Consider the following 12399-nt stretch of genomic DNA (forward strand, 5'->3'; position numbering starts at 1 on the left):
TTTGAAACTTCTGAATGTCAGGCGCATGACAAAGCGCCTTCGACACGATGTCGTCACATTTTCTTCACCAAGACGTCATGCGCAAACCGGAAGATGCGCGCATGTCCAAAGACAACACCGCCATCCGCGTCATCAACGCTTGCAAGTCCTTTCAGAAAAATCGCCAGGCGCTCAGCGCCATTGACCTGACGATTGAGCCAGGTCAATGCGTGGGGCTGCTGGGTGCTTCGGGCTCGGGCAAATCGACTTTGCTGCGCAGCCTGTGCGGACTGGAAAGGCTTGACGGCGTGAACAGCGAGGTCCAGTTGTGGGGCGAGACGCTGCAAAAGTCCGGCAAGCTCAGCCCCACCATTCGTGACCTGCGCACCCACATTGGCATCATTTTTCAGCAGTTCAACCTGGTCGGTCGCATGGATGTGCTGACCAACGTGATGACCGGTCTGCTGCCGCGCATGCCGCTGTACCGCAGTTTGCTCGGCCGATTCACCACCGAAGAAAGACTCCAGGCCTTGAAGGCCCTGCACGCCGTGGGCCTGTCCGAGCAGGCGATGCAGCGCGCATCGACCTTGTCAGGTGGCCAGCAACAACGCGCGGCCATCGCCAGGGCCCTGGTGCAGGGTGCGCGCATCCTGCTGGCCGACGAGCCGGTGGCCTCGCTCGATCCCGAATCCACGCGCCGGGTGATGGACTTGCTGCGCCAGTTGCAACGCGAGCAAGGCATGACCCTGGTCATCAGCCTGCACAACGTGAATCTGGCCCGGCAGTACTGCGACCGGATCATCGCGCTGCGCGAGGGACGGCTGGTGTATGACGGCCCGCCATTGGGGCTGGACAACCAGACGCTGCGCGAGCTTTACGGCACACATTCCGACGAGCTGTTCATGGACCACCCCCATGAAGAGCCCGCCCCATTTCTCAACCCGACGCTCCAGTTGCTGGCGCGTTGAACCCTTTCCACACGAGGACATCCCCATGAACATCTCCCGTTTGTTGGCCACAGGCCTGGTCTCACTGAGCGCACTGGGCGCCTGGGCACAAGACATCAGCTTTGGCATCATCGCCACGGATTCAGCGTCTGCGCAGCGCGATCGCTGGGAACCGTTTTTCCGTGACATGGAAAAAAAGACGGGTCTGAAGATCCAGTCGTTTTATGCCCCCGATTACGCGGGTGTGATCGAAGCCATGCGCTTCAACAAGATCCAGGTGGCTTGGTATGGCAACAAAGCCGCCATGGAAGCGGTGGACCGCGCCAATGGTGAAGTTTTTGCCCAATTGATGTACGCCGACGGCAGTTTCGGCTACCACGCCTTGCTGATCACCCACAAGGACAGCCCCTACAAAACACTGGACGATGTGATCGCCAATGGCAAGAACATCAACTTTGGCATTGGCGACCCCAATTCCACTTCGGGCTTTCTGGTGCCCTCTTATTACATCTTTGCGCAGCGCAACATTGAGGCGCGCAACACCTTCAAAACCGTGCGCAACGCCAGCCATGGCGCCAACATCCAGGCCACCCTGGCCAAACAAGTCGATGTAGCCACCAACAACACCGAAGACATGGGCAAGCTCGAAAGCGCCAAGCCCGAACTGTTCAGCCAACTGCGCGTGGTCTGGAAAAGCCCGCTGATCCCGAGCGACCCCTTTGTGTGGCGCAAGGACATGGACCCGGCCGTGAAGACCAAGATCAAGAGTTTCGTGCTGAATTACGCCAAAACCGACCCGGCTGAAAAAGCCGTGTTGAAGAACATTTACAACTACGGCGGTTTCCGCGAATCCAGCAACGACCAGCTGATCCCGATTCGCCAGCTGGAGCTGTTCAAGGACCGCCGCAAAGTCGAAAGCGACGACAAGTTGAGCGCCGCCGACAAGACCCGCCAGCTGGCCGAGATCGACCAGAAGCTGGCCGCCTTGAAGAAGTGAGGAGCATGCGATGAACACCGCCGTCTCCAGCACCGGCCTGGACGCCCTGCACCAGCTGGCCGCCCAGAAAAAGGGCCAGGGCATGACGTATCTGGTCTGGCTGGCGGTGGCGTGCGTCATGGCCTGGGCCTGGCAAGGCGCAGAGATTCGCCCGCTGGCCCTGATCCGGGATGCGGCCAATATGCGCACCTTTGCCGCCGATTTTTTTCCGCCTGATTTCAGGGACTGGCGCTTGTACCTGCGCGAGATGGTGGTCACCTTGCACATCGCGCTGTGGGGCACGGTGCTGGCCATCGTGGCGGCAGTCCCGATGGGTTTGCTCTCGGCGTCCAATGTGGCCCCCGTCTGGGTTTACCAACCGGTTCGCCGCCTGATGGACGCCTGCCGAGCCACCAATGAAATGGTGTTTGCCATGCTGTTCATCGTGGCGGTGGGGCTGGGGCCGTTTGCGGGCGTGCTGGCCTTGTTCGTGCACACCACGGGCACCTTGTCCAAGCTGTTTTCCGAGGCGGTGGAAGCCATCGACCCGCGTCCGGTCGAGGGCATCCGGGCCACCGGTGCGCACAAGTTGGCCGAAATCGCTTACGGCGTGATTCCCCAGGTGATGCCTTTGTGGCTGTCCTATTCCTTGTACCGGTTTGAATCCAATGTGCGCTCGGCCTCGGTCGTGGGCATGGTGGGTGCGGGCGGCATCGGGGTGATTCTTTTTGAAGTGATCCGCAGCTTCGAATACGGCCAGACCTGCGCCGTGTTGCTGATGCTGATCGTCACCGTGTCCTTCATCGATGTGATTTCCTCATGGCTGCGTCAGCGATTCATTTGAAGTGGTTCAACCCAGTGCACATTGAATGGGCACCGGGTTTGCTGCAGACCTTGCAAGCCCCCAGCCCATTCTTTGTGCTGGCCGATCCTGCGGCCGTGCCCATGGCCATGGAGGCCGATCTGAAAAGCCGCTGGGGCGAGCAGTGCCTGTTCTGGATTTGGCAACGCAGCGCGCACAGCAGCGTTGAGGCTGCACAGCAACTGGCTGGCCATTTGTGGCCGCTGTGGTCGCAGCACCCGCAAGCTGCTTTGCTGGCCATCGGTGGCGGCACCACGCTGGATTTGGCCAAGATCGTGCGTTTTCAGTTGAGCGATCCGGACGCTGCACCCGCCGCCTGGCGTGCCAACAAACTGCCGGCTGCGCACCAGCGGCACACCTTGTGGTGCGCCCCCACCACCTCGGGCACGGGCAGCGAAGTCACGCCCTGGGCCACGCTGTGGGACATGGACACGCCCACGCCCGTCAAACGCTCCTGGTCCACACCGCAGGGCTTTGCTGACCGGACCCTGATTGACCCGGCCTTGACCCTGAGCTGCCCCGAACAACTGACACGCGACACGGCGCTGGACACCCTGGCTCACGCGCTGGAGTCGATCTGGAACCACCATGCCAACGACTTGACACGCCCCCTGGCGATCCAGTCCGCGCAGCTCGTTTTGAAGACCTTGCCCACACTGCTGCACAGCCCGCAGGACCTGGATTTGCGCCAGCAACTGAGCAAGGCATCGCTGCTGGCCGGGCTGGCCATGTCGCAAACACAAACCGCGTTGGCACACGCGCTGTCTTACGACCTGACCTTGCACGAGAAGCTGCCCCATGGCCATGCCTGCGCCGTGTGGCTGAACATGGCCATGGACATCGCAGCGGCCCACAGTGCGCAGGTCAGGCAGGATCTGGAACAGATTTTTGCGTGCCCACTGGACCAGGCCCAGCTGCAACTGGCCACATGGCTGCAGCGTCTGGGCATTGAGCCCCGTGACCTGCGCCAAAGCCCCACGGGACAACAACAACTTCAGCAGGCCCTGGGCTCGGCTCGGGGTCGCAACTTCATCGGGAGCGCATTGTGAAATCAGACGTGATCGTGGTCGGCAGCGGCATCGTAGGCCTGGCCTGTGCCTGGGCCGCTTGGCAACAAGGCAAGCGCGTGCGCGTGATCGACCGCGACCCCTTTTGTGTGGGCGCATCGATTCGCAACTTCGGTTTTGTCACCGTCACCGGGCAAGGGGCGGGCGACACCTGGCGACGCGCGCGGCGCAGCCGCGATGTGTGGGCGCAATTGGCCCCGCAAGCCGGCATCGCCATCGAACACCAAGGCCTGTATGTGCTGGCGCAACGACAGCAGGCCAAAGTGGTCTTGCAGGAACTTTGCACCCGCCCGGAGGGCCAGGATCTGCAATGGCTGGAAGGCCAGGACCTGCAAGACCGCGCACCGCACCTGACCATGGCGCACCTGCTGGGCGCGCTGTACAGCCCGCACGAATTGCGCATCGAGGCGCGCCTGGCCATCGACAAATTGCGCCATTGGCTCGCGCAGCAAGGCGTTGAGTTCCAGATGGGTCAGGCGGTGCAAGAGGTCATCTCCGGTGCCGTTTTGAGTGGCGGGCAATGGCAACAAGCCGAACGGATCGTGGTGTGTCCGGGGCCAGACATCCGAAGTCTGTTTCCCGCAGCATTCGCACAGAACAGCACACAGCTTTGCCAGTTGCAAATGCTGCGTGTGCAACCCCCCGACGGCTACAAACTGGGGGCAGGTGTCATGAGTGATTTGAGTCTGGTGCGTTACCGGGGCTACAGCGAACTGCCGGGCGCACAGTTGTTGCACGACCAGCTGCGTGTGGAGTGTCGCCAAGCGCTGGACCATGGCATTCACCTGATCATCGTGCAAAGCGCAGATGGGTCTTTGGTGGTGGGTGATTCGCACCACTACGGCCAGGCCATGCGCCCTTTTGCCTCACGCGAGGTGGAAGACCTGATCTTGCATGAGATGCAGCGCCTGCTGTGCCTGGGCCATTACCAGGTCACAGAGCGCTGGACCGGCATTTACCCCAGTGCCCAGCAAGACACCTTGGTGCGCGAGGTCTTGCCGAACGTGCAACTGGTCAGTGTGACCAGCGGCACAGGCATGAGCACCGCCTTCGGCCTGGCCGAAGAAGTCACCGCAACCTGGACCGCAGCATGAACAAAATCAAAGGCGTCATCCTCGATTGGGCGGGCACCATCGTGGACTTTGGCAGCCTGGCCCCGATGGGTGCCTTCGTCGAATTGTTTGCGCGTCACCGCATCCAAATCAGCTTTGAGCAAGCCCGTGTGCCCATGGGTTTGCCCAAAATCGACCACATCATCGCGCTGGGGCAAATGCCGGACATTGCTGCACAGTGGCAGGCGGTTGTCGGTCGCCCCTTTGAGGCAGCCGATGCCCGCAACTTGCTGGATGAATTTGAGCCCATGAGTGCGCAAGCCGCCCTGAATCGCAGCGCCTTCATTCCGGGCTTCATGCCGGTCTACCAGGGCCTCAAGGCGCAAGGCCTGGCCTTTGCCACCACCACCGGCTACACCCGCAAGATCATGACCCCGCTGATTGAGCAGGCCCACGCGCAGGGCTTCGAGCCCGCCCGCGTGATCTGTTGTGACGATGTGGCACGCAGTCGCCCCGACCCCATGGGGGTCGAGCAATGCCTGCAGGCCATGCACTTGCAAGGCCAGTCCTCGCAAGTGATCAAGGTGGACGACACTGCGCCGGGGCTGGCCGAAGGCCTGGCTGCCGGTTGCTGGACCGTGGGGGTAGCGGCCAGCGGCAATGCACTGGGCTGGACTTATGAGCGCTGGCAGCAAGCGCAGGACGAAGAAAAAACCCGGGCATTGCAGCCCGCGGTGGCCTTGCTGGAGGCCGCAGGCGCGCACGAGGTCATTGACAGCGTGGCCGATCTGCCCGAAGCCATCGCCCGGATCGAGCAGCGCATGGGCCGGGGTGAAACCCCTTGATTTGACATGCCCCCAGCCTTGGCACCTGCACAGGCCTTCTGGTCACGCCTGAGCCGCAGCCAGCAGGCTTGGCTTGTGCAACTCAAGCATGCCGTCCGGCAACCCGTCCCCTCAGGCTGGCTGGACTGGTTTGGGGACGGTGTCTTGCTGGGCCATGTCTCACACGAACGGGCCGGGCAATTGGTCGCGCGGCTGCCCCATTGCGCGATGCAGCCCGGCCGCCTGGTCTGGCAAACCCCAACGCCCAACCGCTTGCACCGCAGCCGTGACCTGCAAGCCTTTTTGGCGCAACAAAAAACGCTCGGTCACCTGATGGGCTGGCGCGATGAATTTTTCTGCCTCTGGGCGCAAGCCACCTGTCCTCCTTCACTGGAAACTTTGCCTTGGCTGTGTGTGGAGCGCGCCGGTTTCAGGCACCTGGGCATGATGAGCCATGCGGTGCACATCAACGGTTTCTTGCCCGATGGCGACCTCTGGTGCGGTCGTCGCGCCGACAGCAAAGCCACCGACCCGGGCATGCTGGACAACCTGACGGCAGGCGGGCTGTCCGCAGGTGAAACGCCGCTGCGCACGGCACTGCGTGAGCTCCAGGAAGAAGCAGGACTCGATGGCCTTCAGGCCGCCGACCTGTCCTGGGTGGGCGGTGTGCGCACCGAAAGACTGGAACCCCAAGGCTGGCATGACGAGCAATTGCTGGTTTACAACCTGCAAGTGCCCGACACGCGGCTGCCTGTCAACCGGGACGGGGAGGTGCAGGCATTTCTGCGCCTGAGCCCGGGCGAGGTGGTCACGCGCATGCAGGCGGGTGAATTCACCCCGGATGCCTGCGCGTCGTTGGCGCGGGGATTGGGCTTGATGACGAGCCGCCTTCAACGACCGGCCCCGAGCTGAATGAGGTATCGTTCCATTCCGTCCCTCACCTGATCGAACCCGACCATGATCCTCGAAATCGCCGACATCCGCATCCAGCCAGGCCAACAAGTCGCATTTGAACAAGCCATCGCCTTGGGCCTGAGCACGGTTGCTGCCAAAGCCAAGGGCTTTCGCGGTGCCAAAGTCAACCGGGGCATTGAAAGCCCTGAGCGTTTCGTGCTGCAGATTTTCTGGGACACGCTGGAAGACCACACCGTGGGCTTTCGTGAATCGCCGCTGTTCACCGAATGGCGCGCCATCGTGGGGCCGTTCTTTGCCGCCCCCCCGCATGTGGAGCACTTCGAGCTGGCTTACACATCGGCCTGAGGCCCGCGCACTGCTCACGCTGCGCCCTGTCAGGGCCTGATCACGCGGCCTCGTGCCCCTGCACCAACCGCGACAACAAATTCACAAACAGCTCTTGATCCGCCTGAGGCAAAGGCGACAGGATCTGCGCCTGAACCCGGGCCACATCGGCCTGAATGCTGGCCATGGCCTGCATGCCCTGTGGCGTGACCACCAGCAACTTGCGCCTGCGGTCTGCCGGATCGGCTTGGCGCGCCACCCACCCCTTGGCCTCCAGACGCCCAATCACCGAGCCCGAAGTGGCCGGATCGAACGCCACCCGTTTGGCCAGGCTCACCTGGTCAATGCCGGGGCTGTCCAGCAAAGCGTTCAGGATGGCAAACTGCACCGGCGTGATGTCAGCCGCCGACAAATGTTCGGCAAAAATCGCCACCGCGATCTGCTGCGCGCGTCGAATCAGGTGGCCGGGTGTGGTGGCCAGGTCAATGCTTTGGGTCATGTCCATTCATTTCATCATCAGGGTTTTCACTCGGTTCAGGAGGGGCGTTCAGCTCAGATAATAAGCACACCTATTAAATAGTATCCGCTTAACATCGAGTTTTTACTTTTCTGAAAGCGATTCATGAGCTTTGTATTCCCCCCCTTGCCAGTGGTGTCGGTTCCTGTGTTGGGACAGCCCGAGCGGTTCCCCGTTCACCGCGTCTACTGCGTCGGCCGCAATTATGAAGAGCATGCCAAGGAAATGGGATTCACAGGGCGCGAACCCCCTTTCTTTTTTCTCAAGCCCACCGACAGCCTGGTCGTGGTCGAGCAAGGCCAAAAGGGCAGCATGCCCTACCCCAGCCTGACCCAGAACCTGCACCATGAAATCGAGCTGGTGGTGGCCATTGGCCAGGGTGGAAGAAACATCAAGGCGGCCGATGCCGCCCAGCACATTTATGGTTATGCGGTGGGCCTGGACATGACACGCCGTGACCTGCAAAACGAGATGAAAAAACAAGGTCGTCCCTGGTGCATCGGCAAAGCCTTCGACCACTCGGCCCCCATTGGCCCGATCACGCCCATCGCGCGAGCCGGCGACGTGAACAACGCCGAGATCAGCCTGCAGGTCAACGGCGCAGACCGCCAACGCAGCCATGTGGCCAAACTGATCTGGAATGTGGCCGAAACCATCGAGCACCTGTCGGCCGCTTGGGAACTGCAGCCCGGCGACCTGATCTACACCGGCACCCCCGAAGGTGTGGCGGCCGTGGTCGCGGGTGATACTTTGGTCGGACAGGTGACGGGCCTGGGCAGCTTGCAGGTCCAAATTCGCTGAGACCTTAGCCAGCAGGACGGGCTGGCTGGCCGCTTGTAGGCTTCACCCTACGATGAACGAAAGTGCACAGACTCCCAGATAAAAAGGGTTAACCCTGATTGATGAATCCAATACTTGCAACATAATGCATCTTTTAGAGGGGTTGGGCTTGCAACGCCCTGATGCCACAGCCTCTGACCCCATTCACTGCGATTAACCGACCAAGTGGTTGGTTTATCATCCCGATTTTCAAACCATGATGGAGACAAGTCGATGAAGAAATTCCTGCAACAAACGGCCCTGGCTGCCGGGTTGATGGCCGTTGGTTTTGGCGTTCATGCCCAAACCATCACCCTGAAAGTCCACCATTTTCTGGGCCCACAGTCCATCCAGCACACCACCATGATGGGTGAATGGTGCAAGAACATCGCCAAAGATTCCAACAACCGTCTGCAATGCCAAATCTTCCCAGCCATGCAACTGGGCGGCACACCTGTTCAGCTGTTTGATCAAACACGCGATGGCGTGGTGGATGTGGCCTGGACTTTGCAGGCTTACACCGCCAAGCTGCAAAAGCTGGAAGTGTTCGAGTTGCCCTTCATGATGACCAACGCCGAAGCCACCAGCCGTGCGGCTTGGGACTACGCCCAAAAGTTTGCTGCTGACGATATGAAAGACGTCAAGATGTTGGCCGTCCACGTTCACGGTCCAGGCAACATCTACACCAAGAGCAAGGCCGTCACCACCATGGCCGATCTGAAAGGCCTGAAAGTGCGCGCCCCGACCCGTCAGGTCAACAAAATGATCGCCATGATGGGTGCCACCCCTGTGGCCATGCCTGTGCCGCAAGTGACCGAAGCCCTGTCCAAAGGCGTGATCGATGGTGCGGTGATCCCTTACGAAGTCGCTCCTGGCCTGAAAGTGCAAGAGCTGACCAACTTCACGGCAGAAACCGACCGCTCCTACAACGCGTTGTACACCACCGTGTTCGTGGTGCCCATGAACAAGGCTAAATACGAGTCCTTGCCTGCCGACCTGAAGGCCGTGATCGACAAGAACTCCGGTCGTGAGTTCTCGGCTTTCCTGGGCAAGACCCAAGCGGGCCAGGACGTGCCCAGCAAGCAAGCCTTCGTGGACGCTAAAAACCAGAAAATCAGTGTAATTCCCAAAACTGAATTGGAAAACTGGAAAAAAGCCACCGACTCGCTGGATGATGCCTGGGTCAAGGAAATGACGGCCAAAGGCATGGATGGCAAAGCCATGCTCGACGGTGCCACCGCCTTGATCAAGCAGTACACCAAGTAATCATCACCCAGAGCCAAAAAAGGGCGGAGTTTCTCCGCCCTTTTTTCGCCCTCAGAAGCTCACCGATTGAAGCAACGCAAGGAAAGCCCGTGGCCGAACTCATCCTCAACGACACCTCCCAATCCAGAGGCCCTGCAGGCAGGATCATCGAAACGATTTGCAAATTTTTTGCCATCTGCTCTGGTCTCGTCTTGACGGCCATGGCCATCATGTCGATTGCCAGCATTGTGGGCCGCACTTTCTTCAGCAGCCCCATCGTGGGCGACTACGAATTGGTGCAAGCCCTGTGCGCCATTGCCGTCAGCATGAGCCTGCCCTATACCCATTGGATTCGCGGTCATGTGATCGTGGACTTTTTCACCGCCCACGCCAACCCCAAGCTCAATGCCTTGCTGGACTTATTGGCCAATTTGATCTTGGCCTTGTTTGCTGGCGTCATCACTTGGCGCATCTGGAAAGGCCTGTGGGAACTCAAAGGCTCCATGGAAGCATCCATGCTGCTGGACATTCCGACATGGTGGAGCTATGCGCCCATGGTTCCCTCGTTTGCATTGCTTTGCATCACGGCGCTTTATGTCGCTGGCGATGACCTCAGAAAGATCCAGTCATGACCGGCATTGAACTCGGCAGCCTTGTTTTCTTCGGCCTGATTGTCCTGCTGGCCTTGCGCCTGCATATTGGCGTGGCCATGCTCTTGGCCGGCTCAGCGGGCTATGTGGCCTTGTCTGGCCTCGATCCATTGCTCAACTACTTCAAGTCAGCGGCCTACACCCGTTTTTCGGTTTATGACCTCTCGGTGGTTCCGCTGTTTTTATTGATGGGGCAATTTGCCACGCACGGCGGCTTGTCTAAAGCACTGTTCAAGGCCGGCAACGCCATGATCGGACACTGGCGCGGCGGCATGGCCATGGCAGCCGTTACCTCGTGTGCGGGCTTTGGTGCCATCTGCGGGTCCTCATTGGCTACGGCGGCCACCATGGGCCAAGTGGCTTTGCCTGAGCTCAAAGCGCACAAATACTCGCCTCGCCTGTCCACTGCGGTCATCGCTGCAGGTGGCACGCTGGGCATCTTGATTCCACCTTCGGTACCCTTGGTCATTTACGCCATCATCACCGAGCAAAATATTGCTAAATTGTTTTTGGCGGCCTTCATTCCCGGCATCATCGCGGCCATCGGCTACATGGTGGTGATTGGCATCATCGCCCGTGTGCGGCCTGAAGAAGCCCCCCGAGGTGACCGGTTCACCTGGGGCCAGCGCCTGCAAGCTCTGGCCGAAACCTGGCCTGTGCTGTTGATCTTCGCTGTGGTGATTGGCGGTATTTACGGTGGCCTGTTCACCCCCACCGAAGCGGCCTCCATCGGCACCATCGCCACAGGATTCGTGGCTTGGACATCGGGTGGTCTCAAGGGCAAAGGCTTTCTGGAGTGCATGTACGGCGCTGCAGGCGCCACAGGCATGATCTTTCTGATCTTGCTGGGCGCCGATGTGCTGAACGTGTTTTTGGCGCTGACCCAAGTCAACACCGAACTGGCCAAATGGGTGGTGGGTCTGAACCTGCACCCCTTGATGGTGGTCTTCACCATCATTGCCATCTACCTGGTGCTGGGCTGCATCATGGACAGCTTGTCGATGATCCTGCTGACCGTGCCCATGTTCTTCCCCATCATCATGGGCATCGACATTTGGGGACTGGACAACGAGTCCAAAGCGATTTGGTTCGGCATTCTGGCCTTGATGGTGGTCGAGATCGGCCTGATCACACCGCCAGTGGGCATGAACGTCTTCATCATCAGCAACATGGCCAAAGACGTGCCGATGAAAGAGACATTCAAATACGTCATTCCCTTCCTCATCTCTGACCTTCTGCGCATCACCGCGATTGTTTTCTTCCCGAGCATTACACTCGTCGCTTTGAAAATATTTGCCTGACCATGTACACACGAGAAGCCATTCGACATTGCCGCCAGTGCGGTGCTTCAGTGGCTTACCGTTTGCCCGATGACGGAGACACCAAGCAGCGCGCCATTTGCACCGCCTGTCACACCGTGCATTACGAAAACCCCCTGAACGTGGTGGGCACCGTGCCCCATTGGGGTGACCGGGTGCTGCTGTGCAAACGCAACATCGAGCCGCGCAAAGGCAAATGGACCTTGCCGGCAGGCTTCATGGAGCTGGGCGAATCCACATCCGAAGGCGCAGCCCGCGAAACCACCGAAGAAGCCGGGGCGCAGTTCATCATGGAAGACCTGCTCACCGTGATGAGCGTGCCCCGCGTCGGCCAGGTGCACCTGTACTACCGCGCCCGCCTGACCAGTGATGTGTTCGACCCCGGCCATGAAACCATGGAAGCGCGTTTGTTTATGGAAGACGAGATTCCCTGGGACGAGCTGGCTTTCCGCACAGTCAAGGAAACGCTGGAACACTACTTTGCCGACCGGCGTACGGGGTGTTTTGTCACCCATGCGTTCGACATCGCATGAAAATTTGAATGCCCCTGCCCCAAAAGGGGCATTCACCTTTCATAATACAAAGGAATTCTTTTCATCGATCTTCCAAAGGCTAAGCATGATCAAGTCCATCACCGCTCTCCTGGTCAGCCTGCTGGCTGCCTCCGCCATGGCCCAGACGGCTGTACCGACACCCACCCCTGGCGTTGCACCTGCTGTGACGGCCACGCCGGCCGCCGCCACCATGCCGGCCCCTGCGGCAGCAGCAACGCCCAAAGCCGAAGCACCCACCAAGAAAAAAGCGGCCAAGAAAACAGGCAAGAAAAGCAAAAAATCCAAAAAGAAGAGCAAAGCCTGAAACAGCGCGCAGCGCTTGACCCCCGGGCCTGACGCACATCAGGCA

15 protein-coding genes are annotated in these 12399 nt (G+C 59.9%); 14 read left to right on the forward strand and 1 reads right to left on the reverse strand.

Translation table 11 applies throughout. The features are described 5' to 3' along the window. The first annotated feature begins 77 nt into the window (after positions 1-77). The 8 genes from phnC to B9Z47_RS09025 all read left to right on the forward strand — a co-directional run bounded on the left by phnC (position 78) and on the right by B9Z47_RS09025 (position 6967). The gene (phnC, locus tag B9Z47_RS08990) at positions 78-947 is read left to right on the forward strand and encodes a phosphonate ABC transporter ATP-binding protein (RefSeq protein ID WP_233253734.1); all 870 of its coding nucleotides are present in this window, start codon (positions 78-80) and stop codon (positions 945-947) included. 25 nt (positions 948-972) lie between these two features. Then, positions 973-1923 carry a phosphonate ABC transporter substrate-binding protein gene (gene phnD, locus B9Z47_RS08995; protein ID WP_108330917.1) on the forward strand — a complete coding sequence of 317 codons (951 nt, stop codon included), beginning with the start codon at positions 973-975 and terminating at the stop codon, positions 1921-1923. 82 nt (positions 1924-2005) lie between these two features. Continuing rightward, positions 2006-2746: a phosphonate ABC transporter, permease protein PhnE gene (phnE, locus tag B9Z47_RS09000; protein ID WP_108331184.1), complete on the forward strand. Its 741-nt coding sequence runs from the start codon at positions 2006-2008 to the stop codon at positions 2744-2746. Between the two features lie 14 nt (positions 2747-2760). Continuing rightward, positions 2761-3813, forward strand: a complete 1053-nt coding sequence (locus tag B9Z47_RS09005; protein ID WP_158271654.1) for an iron-containing alcohol dehydrogenase — start codon at positions 2761-2763, stop codon at positions 3811-3813. Beyond that, positions 3810-4925, forward strand: coding sequence for a TIGR03364 family FAD-dependent oxidoreductase (locus B9Z47_RS09010; RefSeq protein ID WP_369911972.1), 1116 nt, complete (start codon positions 3810-3812; stop codon positions 4923-4925). The genes B9Z47_RS09005 and B9Z47_RS09010 overlap by 4 nt, the downstream gene beginning before the upstream one ends. Then, positions 4922-5728: a phosphonoacetaldehyde hydrolase gene (gene phnX, locus B9Z47_RS09015; RefSeq protein ID WP_108330920.1), complete on the forward strand. Its 807-nt coding sequence runs from the start codon at positions 4922-4924 to the stop codon at positions 5726-5728. Before B9Z47_RS09010 ends, phnX begins: the two co-directional genes overlap by 4 nt. A gap of 6 nt (positions 5729-5734) precedes the next feature. After that, entirely contained in the window at positions 5735-6619 is an 885-nt protein-coding gene (locus B9Z47_RS09020) for an NUDIX domain-containing protein (protein ID WP_108330921.1), read from the forward strand. A gap of 45 nt (positions 6620-6664) precedes the next feature. Continuing rightward, complete coding sequence (locus B9Z47_RS09025; RefSeq protein ID WP_108330922.1) at positions 6665-6967, forward strand: antibiotic biosynthesis monooxygenase; 303 nt, start codon at positions 6665-6667, stop codon at positions 6965-6967. Positions 6968-7007: 40 nt separating this feature from the next. On the opposite strand, the gene B9Z47_RS09030 is transcribed toward B9Z47_RS09025, so the two are convergent. Beyond that, complete coding sequence (locus tag B9Z47_RS09030; protein ID WP_108331185.1) at positions 7008-7445, reverse strand: MarR family winged helix-turn-helix transcriptional regulator; 438 nt, start codon at positions 7443-7445, stop codon at positions 7008-7010. Positions 7446-7568: 123 nt separating this feature from the next. Between B9Z47_RS09030 and B9Z47_RS09035 the strand changes: the two genes are divergently transcribed. The 6 genes from B9Z47_RS09035 (at position 7569) to B9Z47_RS09060 (ending at position 12354) form a co-directional block, all read left to right on the forward strand. Then, positions 7569-8264: a fumarylacetoacetate hydrolase family protein gene (locus B9Z47_RS09035; protein WP_108330923.1), complete on the forward strand. Its 696-nt coding sequence runs from the start codon at positions 7569-7571 to the stop codon at positions 8262-8264. Positions 8265-8516: 252 nt separating this feature from the next. Continuing rightward, positions 8517-9548, forward strand: a complete 1032-nt coding sequence (locus B9Z47_RS09040; protein WP_108330924.1) for a TRAP transporter substrate-binding protein — start codon at positions 8517-8519, stop codon at positions 9546-9548. A gap of 89 nt (positions 9549-9637) precedes the next feature. Beyond that, positions 9638-10159, forward strand: coding sequence for a TRAP transporter small permease (locus B9Z47_RS09045; protein WP_108330925.1), 522 nt, complete (start codon positions 9638-9640; stop codon positions 10157-10159). After that, entirely contained in the window at positions 10156-11478 is a 1323-nt protein-coding gene (locus tag B9Z47_RS09050) for a TRAP transporter large permease (RefSeq protein ID WP_108330926.1), read from the forward strand. Before B9Z47_RS09045 ends, B9Z47_RS09050 begins: the two co-directional genes overlap by 4 nt. 2 nt (positions 11479-11480) lie before the next feature. Continuing rightward, entirely contained in the window at positions 11481-12029 is a 549-nt protein-coding gene (locus tag B9Z47_RS09055) for an NUDIX hydrolase (RefSeq protein ID WP_108330927.1), read from the forward strand. A gap of 85 nt (positions 12030-12114) precedes the next feature. Continuing rightward, positions 12115-12354 carry a hypothetical protein gene (locus B9Z47_RS09060; RefSeq protein ID WP_108330928.1) on the forward strand — a complete coding sequence of 80 codons (240 nt, stop codon included), beginning with the start codon at positions 12115-12117 and terminating at the stop codon, positions 12352-12354. Positions 12355-12399: the final 45 nt, after the last annotated feature.

Source organism: Limnohabitans sp. 2KL-1, from assembly GCF_003063435.1.
Taxonomy (GTDB): Bacteria; Pseudomonadota; Gammaproteobacteria; order Burkholderiales; family Burkholderiaceae_C; genus Limnohabitans_A.